Genomic DNA, 25,048 nt, shown 5'->3' with positions numbered 1-25,048 from the left:
CTCTTCATGTTTTCCAGCCTCATGACGATAAAGCAATGCGTGGGGTAGCCGCGTAAATCAGTTGTTGAGGCACCCTCTATCACTACTCCCAAGGAAGACCTTATGACCCTGCAGGACTTTTGCCAGATTCTCTCTGATCACTTCGCCCCGAAAGCCAAACAAGTCACCCGCTTTGCACATACCGGCTACTCATTTGAAGAGTGGGTCAATTGGGAGATTTTTACTGCTTTTGTTGACCGGGGTTACGAAGCCTTTCCCAAGCCTGCTTACAAGCAGTCTTTTGCGGACAACACATCAAAGTTTCTCGGGGACCTGCGCGTCTGTGGAAACGAGGGGACGCAGGTATTCCTTGAGGTTGCGACAGCGCATGCGTGGACCCAAAGTAAATGGAGAAACAAGATCCTCAATGACCGGCTGAAGTTGGCGAAGTGGGTACCCAAAGCTGAAAAGACGCTGAAAATCCAGGTCGTCATCTCTTGCTCCAGTGAGCAGAAAGACCTGGAGAGCAACTGGCTGGATTGGTACCAGCGGATTAGCTTCTGGGGGGATAAGAGCGAAACGCTCATCCTGGATGATGGCGGTAATGGAGAAGTGGTTATCAAAGTCTGGGAAGTGGCGTGAGGTTTGAGTACCGCCCGCGCCACTCATAGCGTCTCGGCAGCGATAGACCTTGGGGGCCAAGGTCTTTTTTTGTGTGGTGATCAAGTCAACAGGTGTTTGGAAATCAGCCGGGAGATTTCAACGATCGAGGTCTTGCCGGTGAACTCGAATTTCACTTTCCCCAGCGACGAGAAGTAAATCTCCAACTCCGAATCCAGATCAAACGTCCCGGACGTCTCCACCGAATACGCCACGATGTTTTTATACGGCAGTGAGGTGAAGTCCTTCTTGCTGCCGGTAATCCCCTGCACATTCACCGCGATGATGCGCTTGGTGGTGAAGACCACGCCGTCGCGCATGGCTTTGTAGGCGTCGATCACTTCTTCGCCGTCCAGCAGCAGGGCCGATACGCGTTCGGCGTATTCGTTGTTCTGTTTGAGTTTGAAAAAGCCTTTGTTGTTGAAGTCGATCATGGGCCTGGCCTTGGGTGAGTGGTGCGGTGGTGTATGCCGTTTTGCTCGCGGATCTGTATCTAACGCGCGCATTTTGAACGCCCTACCATTGGGTCCAAGCCTATAACCTTGGCCAAATGTTTCACGTCGACAAAATAACACCCCAGGAGCCCAACAATGCCCGAACTGTCCAGCTGGCTGGCCTATGCGCTTATTTCACTCGGCATGGTGCTCACGCCCGGCCCGAACATGATTTACCTCATCTCCCGCTCGATCTGCCAGGGCCGCACGGCCGGGTTGATTTCCCTGGGCGGCGTGGCGTTGGGTTTTCTGGTTTACATGGTGTGCGCGGCCTTGGGGATCACGGCTTTGGTCATGGCGGTGCCATTTGCCTATGACGCACTGCGCTTCGGCGGTGCGTTGTACCTGGCCTATATGGCCTGGCAGGCAATTCGGCCGGGTGGGCGATCGCCGTTCCAGGTGCGGGATTTGCCCAAGGACAGCCCACGCAAACTGTTCACCATGGGCCTGGTGACGAACCTGCTGAACCCCAAGGTGGCGGTGATGTATTTGTCGTTACTGCCCCAGTTCATCGACCCGAACGGTCATGGCAGTGTGCTGACCCAATCCCTGGTGCTGGGGTTTACGCAGATTTTCATCAGCGTGAGCGTCAACGCAGTGATTGCCACCATGGCCGGCTCCATCGCGGTGTTTTTCGTCACCCGACCGGGTTGGCAGGTGGTGCAGCGCTGGCTGATGGGGTCGGTGCTGATGGGGCTGGCGGTGCGGATGGCGGTGGAAGGGCGTCGCTGAACCGCACGTTACTGGATCGCCTTCAGGTAATCCTTGAGTGCGTTGAGTGGGGCATTGAGTTCGTGCAGTGTCGATGCTTGGCGCACATCCAACGTCAGCCGTTGCAGCTCGCGACCCATCACGGTATTCACGCCGCCCAAGGAGCTGAGTGCCACTGCCAGGCATTCGTCCAGTTTTTGCTGGATGATATTGATCTCGCCGTTGCGGACCAACAGCCCGAATACCTCGCGCTCGTATTCGCTCATGATCGGGTCATCACGCAGTATCGGACTCTCACCTTCTGTTTCATAGGCCAGTTTGTGCGAGAACAAGGCGACTGCTTCCAGTTGCAATTCCATGGTGCTGTTTACCTTAATGTGTCGCCAGCAGGCGCCTCAGGCAACCGGCTGCAAAGCTTCCATTTCACTTAGCCAGGTATCGAAGCGACTGCACTGTTCGCGTATCGCTGGCAGGCCGATTTCAATGGCCGCCAACGAGCCGTGCAGCGGCTTGTCGTAACCCGCATAAAGCGTCTTAAGCCTTTTGCTCGGCGCCGTCATCGGGCTGTTATTGATGGTTTCCGGCGTTTCAAACTCATTCCGTATGTGCATAAACCGATCTTCAAGGTTGGGCTGGTTGATGCCCGTGGCAAGTCGCCGTGGACAACTGAAAAGCAAACCTTCGAATTCGTACATCTGCACATAGGGAATGAATCGGCGCATGGCGTCATCACCTAATTCGATCGCTAGCCTTTCCACCATGGCTTCTAGCAGGCAATCGGCTTTTTCATCCATGGAGTTTTTGCCGGCGGCATTCGCTTTTCCAGGAAACTCTTCGGGCAGACCATAAAAATCAAAGAACGTGGTGCAATAGGCTTGGCGGTCGCCGAGCAGGCGTTTTTCAACATCGCTGAGCAGGCGCTCAAAGCGAAAGTTGCCGCCTTTGTGGCCTGGTTTACCGATCAGCGCTGGCATCAGGTAAATACCCAAGTGGTGAAAGGCTTGAGCCAACACTTCGTTGATGAACATCTCCTCTGTCTGGCCCTCGCAAATGACGTGCACTCGAATCATTTACGCGGCCTCCCGCCCAAGATGTTTTTCTCCCACAACTCGCCTACTGAGTAGTCGTCTAACCACGTTTCGAAAGCTTTTTCGTCCAGACGCTTGAAGACAGTTGCTCCCTTTTCCCGCTCAACGATGATCAAGTCATCGATAGAGAACTCGTTTACCAGTGGGACTGATTGCGTTGAAACAATCACCTGCATTCGCGTAGAGGCAGACCGTAACAGCGAACCCAGCAAAGTGATTGCATAAGGGTGCAGGCCTAACTCCGGCTCATCGATGATGATCGTCGATGGTGGGTCGGGCTGAAGGAGGGCGGTTACCAGGCACATGAAACGAATCGAGCCGTCCGAGAGTTGACTGGGCCAGAAGGTGTAATCGCTGTCCTTTTGTCGCCATTGCAAATTGATCAGTTCTTCTTGTGTGTCTAAGCGCACCGGACGGAGTACAAAATCGTCGAAGAACGGGATCGCCAGTTGGATGGTCTTGCGGATCTGGTCGTAGACTTCAGGCGTCTCAGTGGATAGGCGATGCAGATAAGCCGCCAGGTTCGAGGCGTCGGGCCTTAGGTAGTCGTTGATGTGAACAGGGCCGTAGCGTTTGACACTTGCTGTTTCGCTGGTGTCATGGAAGTGAAAAACCTTCCAGCTGGAAATCGATTCATAGCAGTACGCTACGACGTTATTTTTGTAAGGGGCTTGGAATTGTTTTACGTCGAACGCTTTTTTGAGTTTGGCCTCTTGGTGTCCTGAGCCGAGGGGAATCCATTCAGACCCATACATGGGGCCTTCAAAAAAAAGTCGTTCATTGGCAAAAACAAACCCTCCATCAACGGTCGACTCCAGCTCGAACTCATAACCGTTAAGGCCAAAGTGAACGTAGGAGAAGATCCTCGTCGTTTCCTTCACCCCGAAGCTGACAATTCGATCTGCCTTGCCTTGTTGGGTGGTCCATGTCTGTAGGCGCGACTCCATCATTTCGCTGAGCATACGAAAGTAAGCAACGAAGCTGCTCTTGCCTGCGCCATTGGCACCCAGCAGTACGTTCAAGCTTTCCAGGCGGAAGTCTTCAAGGTTCTTGATTGACTTAAATCCCTTGATCGTCAGCCGACTGATGGGGTTCTTTGTGCTCATTGCTGCTTGATTCCTTTAGCGCCGCTATTCGTCGAGACCAGGCTGCTGTCATTGATAGCTGTCGCGGAGTTTGCCATTGATTTTAGAGACTGGCTCGTCACTTGATAGCTTCATCCTAACGCTAATCTTTTCTACCTAATACCAACGCTTTGAGTGGTGGTCATTGCGGCTAAGACAGCTGAGGCAAGCCAGCAACCACTTTTCTTCAGGCGAAAAAAAAGACCTTGAATTTCAAGGTCTTTTTTTAAGATGGTGCCCCGAGGGAGACTCGAACTCCCACTCCTTTCGAAAACGGATTTTGAATCCGCCGCGTCTACCAATTCCGCCATCAGGGCTCAATGGCGGCGAAGTATAGAGATGAGATTACCGTTGGTCAATCACGTTTCATGGTCAATTTTGACTATTTCCGCTAGACTTCCCGGCCCTGCTAGACGAACCCCATCATGCGCGTTGCTGACTTTACTTTTGAGCTCCCTGATTCGCTGATCGCTCGCCACCCTTTGGCCGAGCGTCGCGCCAGTCGACTGCTGACCCTGGACGGGGTGAGCGGTGCCCTCGCACACCGTCAATTCACTGATTTGCTTGAGCATTTGCGCCCAGGAGATCTGATGGTGTTCAACAATACCCGGGTGATTCCGGCGCGGCTGTTTGGCCAGAAAGCCTCCGGCGGCAAGCTGGAAATTCTGGTGGAACGGGTGCTGGACAACCATCGCGTGCTGGCCCATGTGCGTTCCAGCAAATCGCCCAAGCCGGGTTCGACGATCTTGATCGATGGCGGTGGCGAAGCCGAGATGGTTGCGCGCCATGATGCGTTGTTCGAACTCAAGTTTGCCGAGGAAGTGTTGCCGCTGCTGGAGCGCGTCGGTCATATGCCGTTGCCTCCTTATATAGATCGCCCCGACGAAGACTCGGACCGCGAGCGCTATCAAACGGTGTACTCGCAACGCCTGGGGGCGGTTGCCGCGCCGACTGCCGGGCTGCATTTCGACCAGCCGCTGCTGGATGCAATCGCCGCCAAGGGCGTCGAGAGCGCCTATGTGACCCTGCACGTGGGGGCCGGCACGTTTCAGCCGGTGCGTGTGGATAAGATCGAAGACCACCATATGCACAGCGAATGGCTGGAGGTCAGCCAGGACGTCGTGGACGCGGTGAATGCGTGCAAGGCGCGTGGCGGGCGCGTCGTTGCAGTGGGCACTACCAGTGTGCGTTCCCTGGAGAGCGCGGCGCGCGATGGCGTACTCAAGCCGTTCAGTGGCGACACCGATATCTTTATTTACCCAGGCCGGCCGTTTCACGTGGTCGACGCCCTGGTGACCAACTTCCATTTGCCGGAATCCACGCTGTTGATGCTGGTGTCGGCATTTGCCGGTTATCCGCAGACCATGGCCGCTTATCAGGCCGCCATCGACAATGGGTACCGTTTTTTCAGCTACGGTGATGCGATGTTTATCACCCGTAATCCGGCGCCGCGCGGCCCAGAGGAACAACTATGAGTCGTATGTCGTTTGAATTGCTCGCCACCGACGGCAAAGCCCGTCGTGGTCGCCTGACTTTCCCGCGCGGTACGGTAGAGACCCCGGCCTTCATGCCCGTGGGCACCTATGGCACCGTCAAAGGCATGCTGCCGCGCGACATCGTCGCCACCGGCGCCGAGATTATTCTGGGCAACACCTTTCACTTGTGGCTGCGTCCGGGCACGGAAGTGATCAAGAAGCACGGCGACCTGCATGACTTCATGAAGTGGCAAGGCCCGATCCTCACCGACTCCGGTGGTTTCCAAGTGTTCAGCCTGGGGGCCATGCGCAAGATCAAGGAGGAGGGCGTGACCTTCGCCTCGCCGGTGGACGGTGCCAAAGTGTTCATGGGCCCGGAAGAGTCGATGCAGGTCCAGCGCGACCTGGGCTCCGACATCGTGATGATTTTTGACGAATGCACGCCGTACCCGGCTGACGAAGACGTCGCGCGGATTTCCATGGAGCTGTCGCTGCGTTGGGCCCAGCGCTCGAAAAACGCCCACGGTGACAATACCGCGGCGCTGTTCGGTATCGTCCAGGGCGGCATGCATGAAAGCCTGCGCAAGCGCTCGCTGGAAGGCCTCGACAAGATCGGCTTTGACGGTCTTGCCATTGGCGGCCTGTCCGTGGGCGAACCCAAGCACGAAATGATCAAGGTGCTGGATTATCTGCCGGGCCTGATGCCCGCTGAAAAACCTCGTTACCTTATGGGCGTTGGCAAACCGGAGGATCTCGTAGAGGGTGTGCGCCGCGGTGTGGACATGTTCGATTGCGTGATGCCAACCCGTAATGCCCGCAATGGGCATCTGTTCATCGATACAGGCGTGCTGAAGATCCGTAACGCGTTCCATCGCCATGATGAATCGCCGCTGGATCCCACCTGTGACTGCTACACCTGCCAGAACTTCTCCCGTGCTTATCTGCACCATCTGGACAAGTGCGGGGAAATGCTGGGTAGCATGTTGAATACCATCCACAATTTGCGTCACTACCAAGTCCTGATGGCTGGTTTGCGCGAGGCTATTCAACAGGGTACATTGGCCGCCTTCGTCGATGCCTTCTATGCCAAGCGCGGGCTCCCTGTGCCGCCCTTGGACTGAGTTTTCCGACCCTAAGATTCACTATTTGCAACTGGAGTGCTAAATGAGCTTTTTTATCTCTAACGCCATGGCTGACGCCGCTGCGCCTGCTGCTGCCGGCCCTATGGGCGGTGGTTTCGAGTGGATTTTCCTGGTCGGTTTCCTGGTCATCTTCTACCTGATGATCTGGCGTCCACAGGCCAAGCGCGCCAAAGAGCAGAAAAACCTGCTGGGCAGCTTGCAGAAAGGTGACGAAGTCGTGACCACTGGCGGTATCGCCGGCAAGATCACCAAGGTTTCCGACGCTTTCGTGGTCCTGGAAGTCTCCGACACCGTAGAAATGAAGTTCCAGAAGGGCGCTATCGCCGCCACGCTGCCTAAAGGCACGCTCAAAGCGATCTAAGCAACAACCTTTACCAATCGACGGGGCGCGCAAGGCGCCCCGCGTTATAAGCGGGCGGCGTGATGCTGAACAAATACCCTCTGTGGAAATACGTACTGATCCTGGCGGTGCTGGCGATCGGTTTTATTTATTCCGCTCCCAATCTCTATCCTGATGACCCTGCGATCCAGATCTCTGGCGCCAGCACTTCGCTGAAGGTCAATCAGGCTGACCTGGAACGTGCGAGCAAGGCGCTCACCGATGCGGGCATCCAGGTCAAGGCGGCAACGTTGGCAGCTGATGCGAAAGGCGGCTTGTTGCGCCTGACCAAGCAAGAAGACCAATTGCCGGCCAAGGATGTTGTGCGCAAGGCCATGGGCGACGACTACGTTGTCGCGCTCAACCTGGCACAGACCACGCCAAAATGGCTGCGCAGCATTGGCGCGCACCCGATGAAGCTGGGTCTGGACTTGTCCGGTGGTGTGCACTTCCTGCTGGAAGTGGACATGGACAAGGCCCTCGACGCACGCCTCAAAGTCTACGAAGGCGACGTGAAGAGCCTGCTGCGTAAAGAGAAGTTGCGTTATCGCAGCCTCCCGCAGCTCAACGGTGCCATCCAGCTGGGCTTCTCTGACGAAGCGTCCCGCGAACAGGCCCGTGCGCTGATCCGCAAGAACTTCAACGATTTCGACATCGTACCGGCCGACCTCAATGGTCAACCGGTGCTGCGTCTGGCGATGACCCCGGCCAAGCTGGCGGAAATCCGCGAATACTCGATCAAGCAGAACTTGACCACGGTACGTAACCGCGTCAACGAGCTGGGTGTGGCCGAGCCGATCGTTCAGCGTCAGGGCGCCAACCGCATTGTGGTTGAGCTGCCGGGCGTGCAGGACACCGCAGAAGCCAAGCGTATCCTGGGTAAAACCGCCAACCTGGAATTCCGCCTGGCCGCCGAGCCGGGTGCTTCCAAGGCCACTTCCGAGACTTTCGAGTTCCGTGAAGGCAACCGCCCTCCGGCGCAGATCGAGCGTGGCTTGATCATTACCGGTGACCAGGTCACCGACGCGAAGGCCGGTTTCGGCGAGCACGGTACCCCTGAAGTGAACATCCGCCTGGATGGCCACGGCGGCGAACTGATGAGCCGCGCCACGCGCAGTAACGTCGGTCGCAGTATGGCGGTGATCTTCATCGAGCAACGTCCGATCACTACCTACACCAAGCAAATGGTCAACGGCGTCGAGAAAGACGTGCCGGTACAGACCTTCAAGGAAGAGAAGAAGATCATCAGCCTGGCGACCATCCAGTCGCCGCTGGGTGCTCAATTCCGCATCACTGGCCTGAACGGCCAGGGCGAATCCTCGGAGCTGGCCCTGCTGCTGCGTGCCGGTGGCTTGGCTGCACCGATGTACTTCGCTGAAGAACGCACCATTGGCCCGAGCCTGGGCGCCGACAACATCACCAAGGGCGTCGACGCAGCCTTGTGGGGCATGCTGTTCGTTTCGTTGTTCATCATCGCCATCTACCGCTTCTTCGGCATCATCGCCACCGTGGCCCTGGCGGGCAACATGGTGATGCTGCTGGCCCTGATGTCGCTGCTGGGCGCTACGCTGACCCTGCCAGGTATCGCCGGTATCGTACTCACCATGGGTATGGCGGTGGACGCCAACGTGCTGATCTTCTCGCGGATTCGTGAAGAGATCGCCGCCGGCATGACCGTACAGCGTGCAATCAACGAAGGCTTCGGCCGGGCATTTACCGCGATTCTCGACTCCAACCTGACCACATTGCTGGTCGGCGGGATTCTCTTTGCCATGGGCACCGGCCCCGTCAAAGGTTTTGCGGTAACCATGTCCCTCGGTATCTTTACCTCGATGTTCACGGCCATCATGGTGACCCGCGCAATGGTCAACCTGATCTTTGGCGGGCGTGACTTCAAGAAGTTGTGGATTTAAGGGGCTGCCATGTTACGTACAATCAACTTCATGGGCGTTCGCAATATTGCGTTCGGCGTCACCGTGCTCCTTACCGTTCTGGCGTTGTTCAGCTGGTTCCATAAGGGCCTGAACTACGGTCTGGACTTCACCGGCGGTACGCTCATCGAGCTGACCTACGAGAAGCCGGCCGACGTTACCCTGGTGCGCAGTGAGCTGGTCAAGGCCGGCTATCACGAAGCCATCGTGCAGAGCTTTGGTGCAACCACTGACCTGCTGGTGCGTATGCCTGGCGAAGACCCACAACTGGGTCATCAGGTCGCCGAAGCCTTGCAGAAGGTCGGCGGCGATAACCCGGCGTCGGTCAAGCGCGTCGAGTTCGTCGGCCCTCAAGTGGGTGAAGAGCTTCGCGACCAGGGCGGTCTCGGCATGCTGATGGCGCTGGTCGGCATCATGATCTACCTGGCCTTTCGCTTTCAGTGGAAGTTCGGCGTCGGCGCCATTGTGTCGCTGATCCACGACGTGGTCGTGACCGTGGGTATCCTGGCGTACTTCCAGATCACCTTCGACCTGACCGTGCTGGCCGCGGTGCTGGCGATCATTGGTTACTCGCTCAACGACACCATCGTGGTATTCGACCGGGTTCGTGAGAACTTCCGGGTGCTGCGCAAGGCGACGCTGATCGAGAACATCAACATCTCCACCACCCAGACCCTGCTGCGGACCATGGCGACGTCGATCTCCACCTTGCTGGCGATCGCGGCCCTGATGATCTTTGGTGGCGACAACCTGTGGGGCTTCTCCCTGGCGTTGTTTATTGGCGTCCTGGCGGGTACCTACTCGTCGATCTACATCGCCAACGTGGTACTGATCTGGCTGAACCTCAACAGCGAAGACCTGATCCCTCCGGCCAGCACCGGCAAGGAGGTCGACGACCGTCCTTGATGGGCGTTTGTTGATCAGCTGTTACAAAAAAGGCACGAGTATTGAACTCGTGCCTTTTTTTTTGCTCCAAGGCTGGGTATAGCGCGGATCTTTCGGTCCGTTTGTGATGGTCAGGAGGTTCAACGTGAACAAGTCGTTACTGGTTGGTGCGGTATTGGGTGCTGTCGGTGTAACTGCCGGGGGTGCTGTTGCCACCTACAGCCTGGTAAAAAGCGGCCCTGAGTATGCGCAAGTGCTGGCAGTGCAGCCGGTGAAAACCCAGATTAAAACGCCTCGCGAGGTCTGCAAGGACGTCGCAGTGACCCGGCAGAAGCCGGTGCAGGATCAACACCAGATCGTCGGTACGGTGGTCGGTGCGCTGGCTGGTGGCTTGTTGGGTAACCAGATCGGCGGCGGTAATGGTAAGAAACTGGCCACCGTGGCCGGTGCTGTCGGTGGTGGTTACGCCGGTAACAAGGTTCAGGAAGGCATGCAGAACCGCGATACCTACACCACCACGCAAACGCGCTGTAACACCGTTAACGACATCAGTGACAAGGTAGTCGGGTACGACGTGCGTTACACCTTGGATGGCAAGGAAGGCTCGGTACGTATGGACCGTGATCCAGGCGGCCAAATTCCGGTCGACAAGGAAGGGCGTCTCGTCCTGGGCCAGAACCAGCAGTAATCCCAAAGCCTGGTTCAGTTCAAAGTATGGGAGGGGCCCCCTCCCATATTTGTTGTGTGTTGCTACTGGTCTTCAAATCCCAGGCATAAAAAAAGCACCCCGAGGGGTGCTTTTTTGTGCTCGCTCGCTTAGCGCTTCAGCGAGGCTGGCAGGTGCGGCTGGATCGCCGTCAGGACCGCCTTGAAGCATTTGGTGTTGCCGGCAACGACGTGGCCTTTTTCAAGGAAGTCATGGCCGCCGGTGAAGTCGCTCACCAGGCCGCCTGCTTCCTGAATCAGCAGGGCGCCTGCAGCCATGTCCCACTCGGACAGGCCTGATTCCCAGAACGCATCGAAACGGCCGGCAGCCACGTAGGCCAGGTCCAGGCTGGCTGCACCGGCGCGGCGGATGCCGGCGGTCTGGCCAACCAGGGCGCGGAACATGCCCAGGTAGTTTTCCAGGTTGTCCATCTGGTCATCGCGGAACGGGAAGCCGGTGCCCAGCAGGGCGCCGTCCAGGCTGGTGCGACCGCTGACGCGCAGGCGGCGGCCATTGAGCTGGGCGCCACGGCCACGGCTGGCGGTGAATTCTTCCTGGCGAACCGGGTCGAGGACAACGGCGTGTTCCAGGCGGCCGCGGTATTTGCACGCGATGCTTACGGCAAAGTGCGGGATGCCGCGCAGGAAGTTGGTGGTGCCATCCAGTGGATCGATGATCCACAGGTAGTCTTCGCCTTCGCCGCTACCTTTGTGCAGGCCGGTTTCTTCACCGAGGATGCCGTGGGTCGGGTAGGCCTTGCGCAGGGCGTCGATGATTTTCTGTTCGGCGGCGCGATCCACCTCGGATACATAATCCTTGGCGTCTTTTTCGTCGACCTTGATGGTATCCAGGCGCTCGATGGAGCGGAAGATCAATTCACTGGCGCTGCGGGCGGCGCGCAGCGCGATATTCAGCATGGGCTGCATGGATGTGTCACCTAAGGTTGTTAAAGAAAGCCGAGCATTCTAGCAGAAACTTTCTTCAGGTGAAGGACGACGTGAGCTTTCATGGCATAACCTTAGGCTGTTCTGTAAGATTTGCTCCCCTTTCCTGTGTCCGAGAGCGCCTCCCTTGCTGCAAAACATTCGTGTCGTCCTGGTCAATACCAGTCATCCCGGCAATATCGGCGGGGTGGCGCGAGCCATGAAAAACATGGGGCTGACGCGCCTGGTGCTGGTCGAACCACGCGTGTTCCCGCACCACGAGGCTGATGCTCGTGCATCTGGCGCCAATGACATCCTTGAAAGTGCCCAGATCGTCGCCACCTTGGAAGACGCCCTGGTCGGCTGCAATCTGGTGCTCGGCACCAGCGCCCGCGACCGGCGCATTCCGTGGCCACTGCTGGATCCGCGTGAATGCGGGACCAAAGTGGTGGAAGAGGCGGTCGGTGGCGCTGAAATCGCCCTGGTCTTCGGTCGCGAAGACTCCGGCCTGACCAATGAAGAGCTGCAGCGATGTCATTATCACGTGCACATCCCATCAGACCCTGAGTTCAGCTCGCTGAACCTCGGGGCAGCGGTGCAGGTGCTGAGTTACGAGGTGCGCATGGCCTGGCTGGCTGCTGAAGGCCAGCCGAGCAAGGTCGAGAAGGATGAAGTTGCGTCGACCAAAAGTGGCGAACTGGCCACCATGGACGAGCTGGAGCGGTTCTATGAACACCTGGAGCAAACCCTGGTGGCCATCGAATTTCTCGATCCGGAAAAACCACGGCACTTGATGGCGCGCCTGCGTCGGTTGTACGGGCGCAGCTCGGTCAGTCGAGCGGAAATGAATATATTGCGTGGCATCCTCACGGAAACCCAGAAAGCGGCCCGTGGCGAGCTTCTTAAGCGGAAGGATTAAAAATGTTCGAGCGTTTGCGAGAAGATATCCAGAGTGTTTTCCATCGTGACCCGGCAGCACGCAATGCCTTTGAAGTGCTGACCTGCTATCCGGGCATGCACGCTATCTGGATCCACCGCCTGTCCGGTGCGTTGTGGAATATGGGCTGGAAATGGCTGGCGCGACTGGTGTCGAACTTCGGTCGCTGGTTGACCGGGATCGAGATCCATCCGGGGGCCAAGGTGGGGCGTCGCTTCTTTATCGATCACGGTATGGGCATCGTGATTGGCGAGACTGCCGAGATTGGTGATGACGTGACCCTGTACCAGGGAGTGACCTTGGGCGGCACCAGTTGGAACAAGGGTAAGCGCCACCCGACGCTGGGGAACGGCGTGGTGGTGGGCGCGGGCGCCAAGGTGCTTGGCCCGTTCACGGTAGGGGCTGGTGCCAAGGTCGGTTCCAACGCCGTGGTGACCAAGGCCGTGCCGGCCGGCGCCACCGTGGTGGGTATTCCCGGGCGGATCATCGTCAAGCCGGAAGTGGGCGATGAGCAGGAAGCCAAGCGCAAGGCCATGGCCGAGAAGATCGGCTTCGATGCCTACGGTGTCAGCGAAGACATGCCCGACCCGGTGGCGCGCGCCATCGGCCAGTTGCTTGACCACCTGCAAGCGGTGGACGGCAAGTTGGACGGCATGTGTGGCGCGCTGAAGGAGCTGGGCAGCAGCTACTGTGCGAAAGACTTGCCTGAGCTGCGCGAAGAGGACTTCGCCGAGATCAAGGACGAAGCTGCAAGCAAGGCCGGCTGAAGTCTCATCGTCACCACAAAACCCCTGTGGGAGGGGGCTTGCCCTCGATGACGGTGGGTCAGTCGACGCATTCGTCAGCTGTCAGACCACTATCGGGGCAAGCCCCCTCCCACATTTGATCTCCGTTGATCCAGCAATTCCCATCCGGTCCTGTTCCCGCTGTTCGTCCCCACCCCATCCTGCTATGATTCGCGCGCCCTTTTTACGGGTAATCCTGACTAAAGTACTAGGTCTTATAGTTGACTTAAATACTCGGGAATCGCATACTTGCTCCCATTCTGAAACACCTTGGTACTTGTCCATGAGACTGACTACAAAAGGCCGATACGCGGTAACCGCCATGCTTGACTTGGCCTTGCACGCGCAAACTGGGCCGGTGTCCCTGGCCGATATCTCCGAGCGCCAAGGCATTTCCCTGTCCTACCTTGAGCAACTGTTCGCCAAATTGCGCCGCAGCAATCTGGTTTCCAGTGTGCGTGGGCCAGGTGGCGGCTATCAACTGTCCCGCGAGATGCAGGGCATCCAGGTGGCCCAGGTCATCGACGCGGTCAACGAATCCGTCGATGCGACCAAATGCCAGGGCCTGGGTGACTGCCACGCCGGCGACACTTGCCTGACGCATCACTTGTGGTGTGACTTGAGCCTGCAGATCCATGAGTTTTTGAGTGGTATCAGCTTGGCTGATCTTGTGACTCGCCGTGAGGTGCAAGAAGTAGCCCAGCGTCAGGACCAGCGCCGTTGCAACACCAAGGCGCCGCGTCTGGACAAGATTGAAGCGTCCGCCGTCGAGTGACAGCCGAAGAGCTAACGGCACGCCAGCCAGCCTGATTTAGGAGAAAGTCCATGAAATTGCCGATTTACCTTGATTACTCAGCGACCACGCCGGTTGATCCGCGTGTCGCACAAAAGATGAGCGAATGCCTGCTGGTCGACGGAAACTTCGGCAACCCGGCCTCCCGCTCCCACGTTTTCGGCTGGAAAGCCGAGGAAGCGGTGGAGAACGCTCGTCGCCAGGTCGCTGACCTGGTCGGTGCAGACCCGCGCGAAATCGTCTGGACTTCCGGCGCCACCGAATCCGACAACCTGGCAATCAAGGGCGCGGCGCATTTCTACGCGACCAAAGGCAAGCACCTGATCACTACCAAGATTGAGCACAAGGCTGTCCTCGACACCATGCGCCAACTGGAGCGTGAAGGTTTCGAGGTCACTTACCTCGAGCCAACCACCGACGGTATCGTCACCCCGGCCATGATCGAAGCCGCGCTGCGTGAAGACACCATCCTGGTTTCCGTGATCCACGTGAACAACGAAATCGGGACCATCAACGACATCGCGGCCATCGGCGAGCTGACGCGCTCCAAAGGTGTCCTGCTGCACGTCGATGCTGCTCAGTCCACCGGCAAGGTCGATATCGACCTGTCGAAGCTGAAAGTCGACCTGATGTCGTTCTCGGCCCACAAGACCTACGGCCCTAAAGGCATCGGCGCGCTCTACGTGAGCCGTAAGCCCCGCGTACGTATCGAAGCCACCATGCACGGCGGCGGTCACGAGCGCGGCATGCGTTCGGGCACCCTGGCGACCCACCAGATCGTTGGTATGGGCGAAGCTTTCCGTGTGGCCAAGGAAGATATGGCTGCCGAGAACCTGCGCATCAAGGCCCTGAGCGAGCGCTTCTACAAGCAGGTCGAAAACCTTGAAGAGCTGTACATCAACGGCAGCATGACCGCCCGTGTACCGCACAACCTGAACTTGAGCTTCAACTACGTCGAAGGCGAGTCGCTGATCATGGCGCTCAAGGACCTGGCGGTTTCGTCCGGTTCGGCCTGCACCTCGGCCTCCCTTGAGCCGTCCTACGTGCTGCGTGCCCTGGGCCGCAACGACGAACTGGCGCACAGCTCGATCCGCTTTACGTTTGGCCGCTTCACCACCGAAGAACAAGTCGACTACGCGGCGCAGAAAGTCTGCGAAGCCGTCAATAAGCTGCGCACTTTGTCGCCGCTGTGGGACATGTACAAAGACGGTGTCGACATTTCCAAGATCGAGTGGGCGGCACACTAACTATAGAAGCCGCCACCCCAGCTCTGTAGGAACGTGGCGGAAAACGCAGGCGTTTCTACAGGGTTACAGAGCGGCCCTGATGAGTGAGGATTCAGTACCATGGCTTACAGCGAAAAGGTCATCGACCACTACGAAAACCCGCGTAACGTCGGCAAGATGAACGCGGAAGACCCAGATGTCGGCACCGGCATGGTCGGCGCTCCGGCGTGCGGCGATGTGATGCGCCTGCAGATCAAGGTCAACGAGGCGGGCGTTATCGAAGACGCCAAGTTCAAGACCTACGGCTGCGGTTCGGCCATCGCCTCCAGCTCCCTGGCGACCGAATGGATGAAAGGCAAGACCCTGGATGAGGCTGTGACGATCAGCAACACCCAACTGGCCGAAGAACTGGCCCTGCCGCCAGTGAAAATCCACTGCTCCGTACTCGCAGAAGACGCCATTAAGGCGGCCGTTCGCGACTACAAGCAGAAGAAAGGCTTGATCTAAGCATTTGGCGACGAGTAAGGAGTCAACGATGGCTATCAGCATGACAGAAGCGGCTGCACGGCACGTGCGACGCTCCCTGGATGGGCGCGGTAAAGGTGAGGGGATTCGTCTGGGTGTGCGCACCACGGGCTGTTCCGGCCTTGCCTATGTGCTGGAGTTTGTCGACGAGGTGGTTGATGAGGACCAGGTGTTCGAAAGTCACGGCGAGAAAGTGATTATCGACCCTAAAAGCCTCACCTATCTGGACGGCACCGAACTCGATTTCGTCAAGGAAGGGTTGAACGAAGGCTTCAAGTTCAACAACCCCAACGTACGCGGTGAATGTGGCTGCGGCGAAAGCTTCAACATCTGAGGCTATTTGTGGGCACTCCTTGTCATTTCGCTTTATTCGAGCTGCAGCCGAGCTTTCGGCTGGACCTCGAGCAGCTTGCCACGCGCTACCGTGAATTGGCGCGTGGGGTGCATCCGGACCGCTTCGCTGACGCTTCCGAGCGTGAGCAACGCCTGGCGCTGGAGCAATCGGCCAGCCTCAACGAAGCCTATCAGACGCTCAAAAGTCCCCCCAAGCGCGCGCGTTACCTGCTCGCGATGAATGGTGGCGAGTTGCCGTTGGAAGTCACGGTGCACGACCCGGACTTCCTGATGCAGCAGATGCAGTGGCGCGAAGAGCTCGAAGACTTGCAGGACGAAGCCGATCTGGCGGGTGTCGCGGTCTTCAAGCGTCGTTTGAAAACCGCCCAGGATGAGCTCAACGAAAGCTTCGCAGCCTGTTGGAATGATGCGGCGCAACGTGAACAGGCCGAACGCCTGATGCGGCGCATGCAGTTCCTCGACAAGCTCTCCTACGAAGTGCGCCAGCTAGAAGAGCGCCTCGACGATTAACCCAGTGCTGCCCGTGATGCACGCCTGATAGACAGATAAGACCTGATTACCATGGCTCTACTGCAAATCGCCGAACCCGGCCAAAGCCCTCAACCGCACCAGCGTCGCCTGGCGGTGGGGATTGACCTGGGCACCACCAATTCCCTGGTCGCTGCCTTGCGCAGCGGCCTGTCCGAGCCGCTGCCCGACGCCGATGGCCAGGTGATCCTGCCGTCCGCTGTGCGTTATCACGCCGATCGCACCGAAGTGGGCGAGTCGGCCAAGCTGGCGGCGTCTACCGACCCCCTGAATACCGTACTGTCGGTCAAGCGCTTGATGGGTCGTGGTCTGTCCGACGTCAAGCAGCTGGGCGACCAACTGCCGTACCGCTTTGTCGGTGGCGAGTCCCACATGCCGTTCATCGACACCGTCCAGGGCCCGAAGAGCCCGGTGGAAGTGTCGGCCGATATCCTCAAGGTGCTGCGCCAGCGTGCAGAAACCACCTTGGGCGGCGAGCTGGTCGGGGCGGTGATCACGGTTCCGGCCTATTTCGATGATGCTCAGCGCCAGGCCACCAAGGACGCGGCGAAGCTTGCCGGCCTGAACGTGCTGCGCCTGCTCAACGAGCCGACGGCAGCCGCTGTGGCGTATGGCCTGGACCAGCATGCCGAAGGCCTGGTCGCCATTTACGACCTGGGCGGCGGCACCTTTGATATTTCGATCCTGCGCCTGACTGGCGGTGTCTTCGAAGTACTGGCCACGGGTGGCGATACAGCCCTGGGCGGCGATGACTTCGATCACGCCATCGCGGGCTGGATCATCACCAGTGCCGGCTTGTCCGCCGATCTGGACCCGGGCGCGCAGCGCAACCTGCTGCAAACCGCCTGCGCTGCTAAAGAAGCGCTGACTGATGCTGCATCGGTTGAAGTGTCCTATGGTAGCTGGTCGGCCCAACTGACCCGTGAAGCCTTCGATGCTTTGATCGAGCCGATGGTCGCCCGCAGCCTGAAAGCCTGCCGGCGCGCCGTGCGTGATTCCGGCGTCGAGCTGGAAGACGTAGTCGCCGTGGTCATGGTCGGCGGTTCGACCCGCGTACCACGTGTTCGCGAAGCCGTGGCCGAAGCTTTTGGCCGCCAGCCGCTGACCGAAATCGATCCGGATCAAGTGGTCGCCATCGGTGCGGCGATCCAGGCCGATACCCTGGCCGGCAATAAGCGCGATGGTGGCGAGCTGTTGCTGCTCGACGTGATTCCGTTGTCCCTGGGGCTGGAAACCATGGGCGGCTTGATGGAGAAGGTGATTCCGCGCAACACCACCATCCCTGTTGCCCGCGCCCAGGATTTCACGACCTATAAAGATGGCCAGACGGCCATGATGATTCATGTGCTGCAAGGTGAGCGCGAGCTGATCAGCGACTGTCGCTCGCTGGCGCGCTTCGAATTGCGCGGTATCCCGGCCATGGTTGCCGGTGCCGCGAAGATTCGCGTGACCTTCCAGGTCGACGCCGACGGCCTGCTCAGCGTGGCTGCGCGTGAATTGGCGTCAGGCGTCGAAGCGAGCATCCAGGTCAAGCCGTCCTACGGCCTGACTGACGGCGAAATCGCCAAGATGCTCAAGGACTCGTTCCAGTACGCCGGTGACGATAAGGTCGCGCGCGTACTGCGTGAGCAACAAGTGGATGCCCAGCGCCTGCTCGAAGCGGTGCAGGGCGCCCTTGACGCCGACGGCGAGCGCCTGCTGGATGCCGAAGAGCGCATGGTCATCGACCTGCAGATGCAGGAACTGGCCGAACTGATGAAAGGCAACGATGGTTACGCCATCGAGCAACAGACCAAGCGCTTGTCGCAGGTGACTGACGCCTTTGCCGCCCGCCGCATGGATCAGACGGTGAAAGCCGCACTGGCCGGGCGCAACCTGAATGAAATCGAGGAATAATCAATGCCGCAGGTCATTTTTCTGCCACACGCCGAGCACTGCCCGGACGGTATGGTTGTTGAGGCTGAGACCGGCAAGTCCATCCTCGAAGTTGCCCATGACAACCACATCGAGATCGAAAGTGCCTGTGGTGGAGTGTGCGCTTGCACCACCTGCCACTGCATCATTCGTGAGGGGTTCAACTCTCTGGAAGAAGCGGACGAGTTGGAAGAGGACTTTCTTGACCGGGCCTGGGGCCTGGAAGCGACTTCTCGCCTAAGCTGTCAGGCAAAGGTCGGAACGGAAGACATCACCGTCGAAATCCCGAAATATTCCCTCAACCATGCGGCCGAAGCGCCGCACTGATTCAAGGAAGTGTCATGAGTCTTAAATGGGTTGATGTGCAAGAAATCGCTATCCTGTTGGCCGACGGCAACCCGGATATGGATCCCTATTCGCTGAACTTTGTTGCTTTGCGTGACATGGTCATGGCCTTGCCAGGTTTTGACGATGAGCGTGATCGCGGTGGCGAAAAGGTTTTGGAAGCTATTCAGACAGCCTGGAAAGAAGAACAGGACTGACGCCTCCCTTACGCAGTTAGGCAATACCCAAGAACCCGCGTATAATTCGCGGGTTTAATTTTTCGTAAATTACCGTTTCTGGAGTTACACCATGGCTGTTCAACGTACTTTCTCCATCATCAAGCCTGACGCTGTTGCAAAAAACGTCATCGGCGAGATCACCACTCGTTTCGAAAAAGCCGGCCTGAAGGTTGTAGCTTCGAAACTCAAGCAACTGTCCAAGGCTGAAGCTGAAGGTTTCTACGCTGAGCACAGCGCTCGTGGCTTCTTCGGCGACCTGGTTGCCTTCATGATCTCCGGTCCTGTCGTTGTTCAGGTTCTGGAAGGCGAAAACGCTATCGCTCTGAACCGCGAACTGATGGGTGCTACCAACCCTAAAGAAGCAGCTGCCGGCACCATCCGTGCTGATTTCGCTGACTCCATCGACGCCAACGCTGTACACGGTTCGGACTCCGAAGCCGCTGCTGCTCGCGAAATCTCGTACTTCTTCGCAGCTACTGAAGTAACCACTCGCTAAGCATTGGCTTAAGAGTGAAGGTGAATCCATGACTACATCGACTGTAAAAACCAACCTGCTGGGTCTGACTCAACAGGAAATGGAAAAATTCTTCGACTCAATCGGGGAGAAGCGTTTCCGTGCCGGTCAGGTAATGAAGTGGATTCACCACTTTGGCGTCGACGATTTCGATGCCATGACGAACGTCAGCAAGGCCCTGCGTGACAAGCTCAAGGCCATTGCCGAGGTCCGTGGTCCGGAAGTTGTCAGCGAGGACATCTCCAGCGACGGCACCCGTAAATGGGTGGTGCGCGTGGCGTCCGGCAGCTGCGTCGAGACCGTATACATTCCCCAGGGCAAACGCGGCACTTTGTGCGTTTCGTCCCAGGCAGGCTGTGCCCTGGATTGCAGTTTCTGCTCCACCGGCAAGCAAGGCTTCAATAGCAACCTCACCGCCGCCGAAGTCATTGGCCAGGTGTGGATTGCCAACAAATCCTTTGGCAGCGTCCCGGCGACCGTCGACCGTGCCATCACCAACGTGGTGATGATGGGCATGGGTGAGCCGCTGCTGAACTTCGACAACGTGGTTGCGGCCATGCACCTGATGATGGACGACCTGGGCTACGGCATCTCCAAGCGCCGTGTGACCCTGTCGACTTCCGGCGTGGTGCCGATGATCGATGAGCTGTCCAAGCACATCGACGTCTCCCTGGCGTTGTCGCTGCACGCACCGAATGACGCATTGCGTAACCAATTGGTGCCGATCAACAAGAAGTATCCGCTTAAGATGCTGCTCGAATCTTGCCAGCGCTATATGTCGTCCCTGGGCGAAAAGCGCGTGCTGACCATCGAGTACACCTTGCTCAAGGACATCAACGACAAGGTCGAACACGCGGTCGAGATGATCGAGTTGCTCAAGAACATCCCGTGCAAGATCAACCTGATTCCGTTCAACCCGTTTCCCCATTCTGGCTACGAGCGGCCGAGCAACAACGCCATCCGCCGTTTCCAGGATCAACTGCACCAGGCGGGCTTCAATGTCACCGTACGTACCACCCGTGGTGAAGACATCGACGCCGCTTGTGGCCAATTGGTAGGACAGGTGCTGGATCGCACCCGTCGCAGCGAACGTTATATCGCGGTGCGCGAACTGAGTGCCACCGACGATATGCCGCAAAGCGCTGCGAATCGAACCTGAGAGAGGATCTCTATGCCCTTGCGCCTTGCGCTGCTCCTGCTGGTTACCGGTCTTGCGGCCGGTTGTGTTTCATCGGGCCATGACAGCCCTTTGCAAACCGGCAAGGGCCGTGAAGAGGCGCGAGCGGCCTATGTTCAGTTGGGCCTGGGTTACCTGCGCCAAGGCATGAGCGAGCAAGCCAAGGTGCCGTTGAGAAAGGCCATTGAGCTGGACCGCGACGATGCCGACGCCAATGCTGCACTGGCCTTGGTGTTCCAGGCCCAGGCCGAGCCTGAACTGGCCGACCAGTATTTCAACAAGGCCCTGGCCTCCCGTCCTGCCGACCCACGGCTGCTGAACAACTACGGCAGCTTTCTGTTCGAGCAGAAACGCTATGACCAGGCTTCTCGTTATTTCCAGCAAGCCAGCGCCGATACCCTCTATCCTGAGCGCTCGCGCGTTTTCGAGAACCTGGGAGTGACCTCCAAGCGCCTCGGTCTGCGCGACAGCGCGCGCCAGCAGTTGGAAAAAGCCCTGCACCTGAACAGTCGCCAGCCACGAGCCTTGCTCGAAATGGCTGAGTTGTCCTACGAAGACAGGCATTATGTGCCGGCACGTGACTATTACGAGCGTTTTAGCCTGCTCAGCGGGCAAAATGCACGTAGTCTATTGCTCGGCGTGCGCCTGGCGACGGTTCATGAAGAACGCGACACGGCCGCACGTTTTGGCCAGCAACTCGAACGACTCTATCCCGGTACCCCGGAATATCAGCAATACCTGTCGGAGCAATGATGAAAGCGGCGCACCCGGAAGTTGTAGCAGCTAATCGCGTAAACCCAGGCGAGACCTTGCGTCAGGCCCGCGAAAGCAATGGTTGGTCGCTGGCAGAAGTGGCCCTCAAGCTCAATTTGACCACCACGTCCCTGGGCAACCTGGAAGCCGGCGCGTTCGACAAGCTGCCTGGGCATACCTTTGCCCGCGGCTATATCCGCGCCTACGCCAAATTGCTGGGCATCGACCAGGCCGTCCTGGTCCAGGAGTTCGACCAGTTCACCGGTACCGACTCCCAGGGCAGCAATGTCCATGGCCTGGGTCGCATCGAAGAGCCGGTGCGGGTTTCCCACACGATCTTGCGTATTGTCAGCCTGTTACTGTTGATCGCCGTCATCGGTGGTGGCTTCCTCTGGTGGCAGGACCAGACTTCCCAGCGCGGCAAGGACCTGGCCAGTAACAGCATGGAGCACGTCGAAGTCGAGAGCGCCGACGGCACCACCCAGATTCACCCGCTCGACGAGCCGGAAGACCAGGCTGTTGTCGAAGGCCAGGCTGCGCCCCAGGTGCCGCCCGCCACCGAGCAACCGATACCGGATGCAGGCACTGCAACCGCCGTAGTACCTGCTCCGGCTACACCGGCCGTTCCAAGTACCCCGGCCGTACCTGCTCATACTCCGGTAGCGCCTGCTGCCCAGGCCCATGCACCGGCTGTTCCCGCCCAGGCTCCTGCGACTACCGCCCCAGCTGCCCCGGCGGCGCCAGCGATTTCGCCGCCCACCACACCTGCGTTGATCGCGGGTGACGGGCACGTACAAATCACCTTTGTTGCTGATTGCTGGACGCAGCTCACCGATGGCAATGGCAAAGTGCTGTTCAGCGGTCTGAAGCGTAAGGGCGACACGCTCGACCAGGGCGGCAAACCACCTTTGACGCTGCGTCTGGGCTTTGCCCGTGGCGCGCAAGTGGCCTACAACGGCCAGCCTGTGGACGTGGCGCCGTTCACCAGTGGCGAGACCGCTCGCCTGAAGTTGGGACAATAGTCATGCACGGCGAATCTCCAATCAAACGTCGCGTATCGCGCAAGATCTGGGTCGGCTCGGTGCCGGTGGGTGGCGATGCCCCCATCGCAGTACAAAGCATGACCAACAGCGACACCAATGATGTCGCAGCTACCGTCGCCCAGATCAATCGTCTGGAAGCGGCTGGCGTCGACATCGTGCGGGTTTCCGTGCCGGACATGGACGCTGCCGAAGCCTTTGGCCGTATCAAGCAATTGGTCAAGGTGCCGTTGGTTGCCGACATCCACTTCGACTACAGGATCGCGCTACGCGTGGCCGAACTCGGCGTCGATTGCCTGCGCATCAACCCGGGCAACATCGGTCGTGAAGACCGCGTGCGTGCCGTGGTGGATGCTGCCCGTGACCGCGGGATTCCGATCCGTATCGGCGTCAACGCCGGTTCCCTCGAAAAAGACCTGCAAAAGAAATACGGCGAACCCACTCCTGCCGCGTTGGTTGAGTCGGCACTGCGCCACGTTGAGCACCTTGAACGCCTGAATTTCCAGGACTTCAAGGTCAGCGTAAAGGCGTCCGACGTCTTCATGGCAGTAGAAGCCTACCGCCTGCTGGCCAAGGAAATCGTGCAGCCGCTGCACCTGGGGATCACCGAAGCCGGCGGTTTACGCTCAGGCACAGTGAAATCTGCGGTGGGTCTCGGTATGCTGCTCGCCGAAGGGATTGGCGATACTATCCGCATCTCCCTGGCGGCAGACCCGGTAGAGGAAGTGAAGGTCGGTTACGACATTCTCAAATCCCTGCATTTGCGTTCCCGTGGCATCAACTTCATTGCCTGCCCGAGCTGCTCGCGGCAGAACTTCGACGTGGTGAAAACCATGAACGAACTGGAAGGGCGCCTCGAGGACCTGCTGGTACCGTTGGATGTTGCGGTAATCGGTTGCGTGGTCAACGGCCCGGGTGAAGCCAAGGAAGCCCATATCGGCTTGACCGGCGGCACGCCGAACCTGATCTATATCGACGGTAAGCCGTCGCAGAAGTTGACGAATGACAATCTGGTGGATGAGCTCGAAAGACTGATCCGCCAGAAAGCGGCCGAAAAGGTCGCGGCTGACGCAGCGCTGATCGCGCGCGGCTGATTGAACGAATTTAAGGATTTGATGTGAGCAAGTCTCTGCAAGCCATACGTGGCATGAACGACATCCTGCCGGAGCAGACGCCGCTGTGGCGCTATTTCGAAGGCACTGTCGCGCGCCTGCTGGATAACTACGGTTACAAGCAGATCCGCATGCCGATCGTCGAATTCACCGAGCTGTTCAAGCGCTCTATCGGTGAAGTGACCGACATCGTCGAAAAAGAGATGTACACCTTCGAAGACCGCAATGGCGACTCCCTGACCCTGCGTCCGGAAGGGACTGCCGCCTGCGTGCGCGCCGTGCTTGAGCATGGCCTTACCGGTGGTGGCCAGCCGCAGAAACTGTGGTACATCGGCCCGATGTTCCGTCACGAGCGCCCACAGAAAGGCCGCTATCGCCAGTTCCACCAGATCGGCCTGGAGGTGTTCAACCTCGACGGTCCGGACATCGACGCCGAGCTGATCGTGCTGACCTGGCGCCTATGGGGCCTGCTGGGTATCCGCGACGCGGTCAAGCTTGAGCTCAACAGCCTGGGCACCAGCGAATCTCGCGGCCGCTACCGGGTTGCCTTGGTCGAGTACCTGTCCGCCCACCTGGACAAACTTGACGAAGACAGCCAGCGCCGCCTGAAGACCAATCCGCTGCGCGTCCTCGATACCAAGAATGCCGACACGCAAGCCGTACTGGTCGACGCGCCAAAAATGGCCGACTACCTGGACGACGAGTCCCGTACGCACTTCGAGGGCCTCAAGGCTCGCCTGGACGCGGTGGGTATCCCCTACGTGATCAACCCGAAACTCGTACGCGGCCTCGATTACTACAGCAAGACCGTATTCGAGTGGGTCACTGACAAGCTCGGCGCCCAGGGCACCGTGTGCGCCGGTGGCCGTTACGACGGCCTGGTCGAGCAGATGGGCGGCAAGCCGACCACTGGCGTGGGGTTTGCCATGGGCATCGAGCGCCTGATCCTGTTGCTCGAAACCCTGGAACAGGTCCCGGAAGAAATCTCCCGTCAGGTGGACGTGTACCTGTGCGCCTTCGGCGAGGCCGCCGAACTGGCTGCCCTGGCCCTGAGCGAAAAAGTGCGCGACCAGCTGCCGAACCTGCGCCTGCAGGTCAATGCCGGCGCGGGCAGCTTCAAGAGCCAGTTCAAGAAGGCTGACAAGAGCGGTGCGCTGTATGCACTGATCCTCGGCGATGACGAACTGGCCCAGCAAGTGATAGGTTTCAAACCCCTGCGTGGCCAGGGTGAGCAACAGAACATTGCCTTCGATGCGCTCGCCGCGCACTTGGCCACCTGCGTCGTGCAGGGTTGAAGCTGTCGAACAGCCGAATTTAGCGATTAAGGAGT

General features: G+C 58.6%; 29 protein-coding genes and 1 tRNA gene. 24 read left to right on the top strand and 6 right to left on the bottom strand.

The genetic code is table 11. The features are described from left to right. The first annotated feature begins 102 nt into the window (after positions 1 to 102). The gene (locus AB7933_RS28155; protein WP_024077310.1) at positions 103 to 621 is read left to right on the top strand and encodes a hypothetical protein; all 519 of its coding nucleotides are present in this window, start codon (positions 103 to 105) and stop codon (positions 619 to 621) included. An 80-nt stretch (positions 622 to 701) separates the two neighbouring features. Here the strand turns inward: AB7933_RS28155 and AB7933_RS28150 are convergent, their stop codons facing one another. Continuing rightward, on the bottom strand, positions 702 to 1,073 hold the full coding sequence (locus AB7933_RS28150) for a PH domain-containing protein (protein ID WP_024077309.1): 372 nt from the start codon (positions 1,071 to 1,073) through the stop codon (positions 702 to 704). 156 nt (positions 1,074 to 1,229) lie between these two features. Between AB7933_RS28150 and AB7933_RS28145 the strand changes: the two genes are divergently transcribed. After that, on the top strand, positions 1,230 to 1,865 hold the full coding sequence (locus tag AB7933_RS28145) for a LysE family translocator (RefSeq protein WP_024077308.1): 636 nt from the start codon (positions 1,230 to 1,232) through the stop codon (positions 1,863 to 1,865). A gap of 8 nt (positions 1,866 to 1,873) precedes the next feature. Here AB7933_RS28145 and AB7933_RS28140 read toward each other — a convergent pair whose 3' ends face one another. The 4 genes from AB7933_RS28140 to AB7933_RS28125 all read right to left on the bottom strand — a co-directional run bounded on the left by AB7933_RS28140 (position 1,874) and on the right by AB7933_RS28125 (position 4,373). Continuing rightward, on the bottom strand, positions 1,874 to 2,203 hold the full coding sequence (locus AB7933_RS28140; RefSeq protein ID WP_024077307.1) for a hypothetical protein: 330 nt from the start codon (positions 2,201 to 2,203) through the stop codon (positions 1,874 to 1,876). A 36-nt stretch (positions 2,204 to 2,239) separates the two neighbouring features. After that, the gene (locus AB7933_RS28135; RefSeq protein WP_024077306.1) at positions 2,240 to 2,914 is read right to left on the bottom strand and encodes a DUF4276 family protein; all 675 of its coding nucleotides are present in this window, start codon (positions 2,912 to 2,914) and stop codon (positions 2,240 to 2,242) included. After that, complete coding sequence (locus AB7933_RS28130; protein ID WP_024077305.1) at positions 2,911 to 4,038, bottom strand: AAA family ATPase; 1,128 nt, start codon at positions 4,036 to 4,038, stop codon at positions 2,911 to 2,913. The genes AB7933_RS28135 and AB7933_RS28130 overlap by 4 nt, the downstream gene beginning before the upstream one ends. A 250-nt stretch (positions 4,039 to 4,288) precedes the next feature. Continuing rightward, positions 4,289 to 4,373, bottom strand: a tRNA-Leu gene (locus tag AB7933_RS28125). Positions 4,374 to 4,481: 108 nt separating this feature from the next. Between AB7933_RS28125 and queA the strand changes: the two genes are divergently transcribed. The 6 genes from queA to AB7933_RS28095 all read left to right on the top strand — a co-directional run bounded on the left by queA (position 4,482) and on the right by AB7933_RS28095 (position 10,556). Further along, complete coding sequence (gene queA, locus AB7933_RS28120; protein ID WP_024077304.1) at positions 4,482 to 5,531, top strand: tRNA preQ1(34) S-adenosylmethionine ribosyltransferase-isomerase QueA; 1,050 nt, start codon at positions 4,482 to 4,484, stop codon at positions 5,529 to 5,531. Between the two features lie 5 nt (positions 5,532 to 5,536). Beyond that, on the top strand, positions 5,537 to 6,652 hold the full coding sequence (gene tgt, locus AB7933_RS28115; RefSeq protein ID WP_003238437.1) for a tRNA guanosine(34) transglycosylase Tgt: 1,116 nt from the start codon (positions 5,537 to 5,539) through the stop codon (positions 6,650 to 6,652). 43 nt (positions 6,653 to 6,695) lie between these two features. After that, on the top strand, positions 6,696 to 7,034 hold the full coding sequence (gene yajC, locus AB7933_RS28110) for a preprotein translocase subunit YajC (RefSeq protein ID WP_003175975.1): 339 nt from the start codon (positions 6,696 to 6,698) through the stop codon (positions 7,032 to 7,034). A gap of 62 nt (positions 7,035 to 7,096) precedes the next feature. Continuing rightward, positions 7,097 to 8,965 (top strand): protein translocase subunit SecD, encoded by a 1,869-nt coding sequence (secD, locus tag AB7933_RS28105; protein ID WP_041161017.1) that lies wholly within the window; start codon positions 7,097 to 7,099, stop codon positions 8,963 to 8,965. Between the two features lie 9 nt (positions 8,966 to 8,974). Further along, the gene (secF, locus tag AB7933_RS28100) at positions 8,975 to 9,889 is read left to right on the top strand and encodes a protein translocase subunit SecF (RefSeq protein ID WP_024077301.1); all 915 of its coding nucleotides are present in this window, start codon (positions 8,975 to 8,977) and stop codon (positions 9,887 to 9,889) included. 124 nt (positions 9,890 to 10,013) lie between these two features. Then, positions 10,014 to 10,556, top strand: coding sequence for a glycine zipper 2TM domain-containing protein (locus AB7933_RS28095; protein ID WP_024077300.1), 543 nt, complete (start codon positions 10,014 to 10,016; stop codon positions 10,554 to 10,556). 128 nt (positions 10,557 to 10,684) lie between these two features. Here the strand turns inward: AB7933_RS28095 and suhB are convergent, their stop codons facing one another. After that, a complete protein-coding gene (gene suhB / locus AB7933_RS28090; RefSeq protein WP_003175971.1) occupies positions 10,685 to 11,500 on the bottom strand; it encodes an inositol-phosphate phosphatase in 816 nt (271 codons plus the stop codon). A 145-nt stretch (positions 11,501 to 11,645) separates the two neighbouring features. On the opposite strand from suhB, the gene trmJ reads away from it, so the two are divergent. The 16 genes from trmJ to hisS all read left to right on the top strand — a co-directional run bounded on the left by trmJ (position 11,646) and on the right by hisS (position 25,013). After that, complete coding sequence (trmJ, locus tag AB7933_RS28085; protein ID WP_024077299.1) at positions 11,646 to 12,416, top strand: tRNA (cytosine(32)/uridine(32)-2'-O)-methyltransferase TrmJ; 771 nt, start codon at positions 11,646 to 11,648, stop codon at positions 12,414 to 12,416. 2 nt (positions 12,417 to 12,418) lie between these two features. Continuing rightward, a complete protein-coding gene (cysE, locus tag AB7933_RS28080) occupies positions 12,419 to 13,201 on the top strand; it encodes a serine O-acetyltransferase (protein WP_024077298.1) in 783 nt (260 codons plus the stop codon). A 301-nt stretch (positions 13,202 to 13,502) separates the two neighbouring features. Further along, positions 13,503 to 13,994 (top strand): Fe-S cluster assembly transcriptional regulator IscR, encoded by a 492-nt coding sequence (iscR, locus tag AB7933_RS28075; protein WP_003238451.1) that lies wholly within the window; start codon positions 13,503 to 13,505, stop codon positions 13,992 to 13,994. 50 nt (positions 13,995 to 14,044) lie between these two features. After that, on the top strand, positions 14,045 to 15,259 hold the full coding sequence (locus AB7933_RS28070) for an IscS subfamily cysteine desulfurase (protein ID WP_024077296.1): 1,215 nt from the start codon (positions 14,045 to 14,047) through the stop codon (positions 15,257 to 15,259). Positions 15,260 to 15,358: 99 nt separating this feature from the next. Next, a complete protein-coding gene (iscU, locus tag AB7933_RS28065) occupies positions 15,359 to 15,745 on the top strand; it encodes a Fe-S cluster assembly scaffold IscU (protein ID WP_003209682.1) in 387 nt (128 codons plus the stop codon). 28 nt (positions 15,746 to 15,773) lie between these two features. Then, positions 15,774 to 16,097, top strand: a complete 324-nt coding sequence (gene iscA, locus AB7933_RS28060; RefSeq protein WP_024077295.1) for an iron-sulfur cluster assembly protein IscA — start codon at positions 15,774 to 15,776, stop codon at positions 16,095 to 16,097. A gap of 8 nt (positions 16,098 to 16,105) precedes the next feature. Continuing rightward, on the top strand, positions 16,106 to 16,627 hold the full coding sequence (hscB, locus tag AB7933_RS28055) for a co-chaperone HscB (RefSeq protein ID WP_024077294.1): 522 nt from the start codon (positions 16,106 to 16,108) through the stop codon (positions 16,625 to 16,627). Positions 16,628 to 16,678: 51 nt separating this feature from the next. After that, a complete protein-coding gene (hscA, locus tag AB7933_RS28050; protein WP_024077293.1) occupies positions 16,679 to 18,541 on the top strand; it encodes a Fe-S protein assembly chaperone HscA in 1,863 nt (620 codons plus the stop codon). Positions 18,542 to 18,544: 3 nt separating this feature from the next. Next, the gene (gene fdx, locus AB7933_RS28045) at positions 18,545 to 18,886 is read left to right on the top strand and encodes an ISC system 2Fe-2S type ferredoxin (RefSeq protein WP_003175958.1); all 342 of its coding nucleotides are present in this window, start codon (positions 18,545 to 18,547) and stop codon (positions 18,884 to 18,886) included. Between the two features lie 14 nt (positions 18,887 to 18,900). After that, positions 18,901 to 19,101: a Fe-S cluster assembly protein IscX gene (gene iscX / locus AB7933_RS28040; RefSeq protein ID WP_017846180.1), complete on the top strand. Its 201-nt coding sequence runs from the start codon at positions 18,901 to 18,903 to the stop codon at positions 19,099 to 19,101. Positions 19,102 to 19,192: 91 nt separating this feature from the next. Beyond that, on the top strand, positions 19,193 to 19,618 hold the full coding sequence (gene ndk / locus AB7933_RS28035; RefSeq protein WP_017846179.1) for a nucleoside-diphosphate kinase: 426 nt from the start codon (positions 19,193 to 19,195) through the stop codon (positions 19,616 to 19,618). A gap of 28 nt (positions 19,619 to 19,646) precedes the next feature. Then, the gene (gene rlmN, locus AB7933_RS28030) at positions 19,647 to 20,795 is read left to right on the top strand and encodes a 23S rRNA (adenine(2503)-C(2))-methyltransferase RlmN (protein ID WP_024077292.1); all 1,149 of its coding nucleotides are present in this window, start codon (positions 19,647 to 19,649) and stop codon (positions 20,793 to 20,795) included. Positions 20,796 to 20,807: 12 nt separating this feature from the next. Beyond that, positions 20,808 to 21,566: a type IV pilus biogenesis/stability protein PilW gene (gene pilW / locus AB7933_RS28025; RefSeq protein WP_024077291.1), complete on the top strand. Its 759-nt coding sequence runs from the start codon at positions 20,808 to 20,810 to the stop codon at positions 21,564 to 21,566. Next, positions 21,566 to 22,588: a RodZ domain-containing protein gene (locus AB7933_RS28020; RefSeq protein ID WP_024077290.1), complete on the top strand. Its 1,023-nt coding sequence runs from the start codon at positions 21,566 to 21,568 to the stop codon at positions 22,586 to 22,588. Before pilW ends, AB7933_RS28020 begins: the two co-directional genes overlap by 1 nt. 2 nt (positions 22,589 to 22,590) lie before the next feature. Then, positions 22,591 to 23,700 carry a flavodoxin-dependent (E)-4-hydroxy-3-methylbut-2-enyl-diphosphate synthase gene (gene ispG / locus AB7933_RS28015; protein ID WP_024077289.1) on the top strand — a complete coding sequence of 370 codons (1,110 nt, stop codon included), beginning with the start codon at positions 22,591 to 22,593 and terminating at the stop codon, positions 23,698 to 23,700. Positions 23,701 to 23,723: 23 nt separating this feature from the next. Further along, positions 23,724 to 25,013 carry a histidine--tRNA ligase gene (hisS, locus tag AB7933_RS28010; RefSeq protein ID WP_024077288.1) on the top strand — a complete coding sequence of 430 codons (1,290 nt, stop codon included), beginning with the start codon at positions 23,724 to 23,726 and terminating at the stop codon, positions 25,011 to 25,013. Positions 25,014 to 25,048 lie beyond the last annotated feature (35 nt).

Source organism: Pseudomonas gorinensis, assembly GCF_042015035.1.
Lineage (GTDB): Bacteria > Pseudomonadota > Gammaproteobacteria > Pseudomonadales > Pseudomonadaceae > Aquipseudomonas > Aquipseudomonas gorinensis.
Note: the sequence above shows the minus strand (reverse complement) of the source record. Positions and strands in the feature narration are given on the sequence as shown.

What these genes read in the sequence shown, in the direction of transcription:
- iscU (WP_003209682.1), top strand. Translation starts at nt 15,359, where the DNA reads ATGGCTTACAGCGAAAAGGTCATCGACCACTACGAAAACCCGCGTAAC.
- ispG (WP_024077289.1), top strand. Translation starts at nt 22,591, where the DNA reads ATGCACGGCGAATCTCCAATCAAACGTCGCGTATCGCGCAAGATCTGG.
- hscA (WP_024077293.1), top strand. Translation starts at nt 16,679, where the DNA reads ATGGCTCTACTGCAAATCGCCGAACCCGGCCAAAGCCCTCAACCGCAC.
- fdx (WP_003175958.1), top strand. Translation starts at nt 18,545, where the DNA reads ATGCCGCAGGTCATTTTTCTGCCACACGCCGAGCACTGCCCGGACGGT.
- AB7933_RS28145 (WP_024077308.1), top strand. Translation starts at nt 1,230, where the DNA reads ATGCCCGAACTGTCCAGCTGGCTGGCCTATGCGCTTATTTCACTCGGC.
- rlmN (WP_024077292.1), top strand. Translation starts at nt 19,647, where the DNA reads ATGACTACATCGACTGTAAAAACCAACCTGCTGGGTCTGACTCAACAG.
- AB7933_RS28070 (WP_024077296.1), top strand. Translation starts at nt 14,045, where the DNA reads ATGAAATTGCCGATTTACCTTGATTACTCAGCGACCACGCCGGTTGAT.
- cysE (WP_024077298.1), top strand. Translation starts at nt 12,419, where the DNA reads ATGTTCGAGCGTTTGCGAGAAGATATCCAGAGTGTTTTCCATCGTGAC.
- secF (WP_024077301.1), top strand. Translation starts at nt 8,975, where the DNA reads ATGTTACGTACAATCAACTTCATGGGCGTTCGCAATATTGCGTTCGGC.
- AB7933_RS28020 (WP_024077290.1), top strand. Translation starts at nt 21,566, where the DNA reads ATGAAAGCGGCGCACCCGGAAGTTGTAGCAGCTAATCGCGTAAACCCA.
- secD (WP_041161017.1), top strand. Translation starts at nt 7,097, where the DNA reads ATGCTGAACAAATACCCTCTGTGGAAATACGTACTGATCCTGGCGGTG.
- ndk (WP_017846179.1), top strand. Translation starts at nt 19,193, where the DNA reads ATGGCTGTTCAACGTACTTTCTCCATCATCAAGCCTGACGCTGTTGCA.
- AB7933_RS28130 (WP_024077305.1), bottom strand. Translation starts at nt 4,038, where the DNA reads ATGAGCACAAAGAACCCCATCAGTCGGCTGACGATCAAGGGATTTAAG.
- iscR (WP_003238451.1), top strand. Translation starts at nt 13,503, where the DNA reads ATGAGACTGACTACAAAAGGCCGATACGCGGTAACCGCCATGCTTGAC.
- AB7933_RS28135 (WP_024077306.1), bottom strand. Translation starts at nt 2,914, where the DNA reads ATGATTCGAGTGCACGTCATTTGCGAGGGCCAGACAGAGGAGATGTTC.
- AB7933_RS28150 (WP_024077309.1), bottom strand. Translation starts at nt 1,073, where the DNA reads ATGATCGACTTCAACAACAAAGGCTTTTTCAAACTCAAACAGAACAAC.
- iscX (WP_017846180.1), top strand. Translation starts at nt 18,901, where the DNA reads ATGAGTCTTAAATGGGTTGATGTGCAAGAAATCGCTATCCTGTTGGCC.
- suhB (WP_003175971.1), bottom strand. Translation starts at nt 11,500, where the DNA reads ATGCAGCCCATGCTGAATATCGCGCTGCGCGCCGCCCGCAGCGCCAGT.
- queA (WP_024077304.1), top strand. Translation starts at nt 4,482, where the DNA reads ATGCGCGTTGCTGACTTTACTTTTGAGCTCCCTGATTCGCTGATCGCT.
- iscA (WP_024077295.1), top strand. Translation starts at nt 15,774, where the DNA reads ATGGCTATCAGCATGACAGAAGCGGCTGCACGGCACGTGCGACGCTCC.
- pilW (WP_024077291.1), top strand. Translation starts at nt 20,808, where the DNA reads ATGCCCTTGCGCCTTGCGCTGCTCCTGCTGGTTACCGGTCTTGCGGCC.
- yajC (WP_003175975.1), top strand. Translation starts at nt 6,696, where the DNA reads ATGAGCTTTTTTATCTCTAACGCCATGGCTGACGCCGCTGCGCCTGCT.
- AB7933_RS28155 (WP_024077310.1), top strand. Translation starts at nt 103, where the DNA reads ATGACCCTGCAGGACTTTTGCCAGATTCTCTCTGATCACTTCGCCCCG.
- tgt (WP_003238437.1), top strand. Translation starts at nt 5,537, where the DNA reads ATGTCGTTTGAATTGCTCGCCACCGACGGCAAAGCCCGTCGTGGTCGC.
- AB7933_RS28140 (WP_024077307.1), bottom strand. Translation starts at nt 2,203, where the DNA reads ATGGAATTGCAACTGGAAGCAGTCGCCTTGTTCTCGCACAAACTGGCC.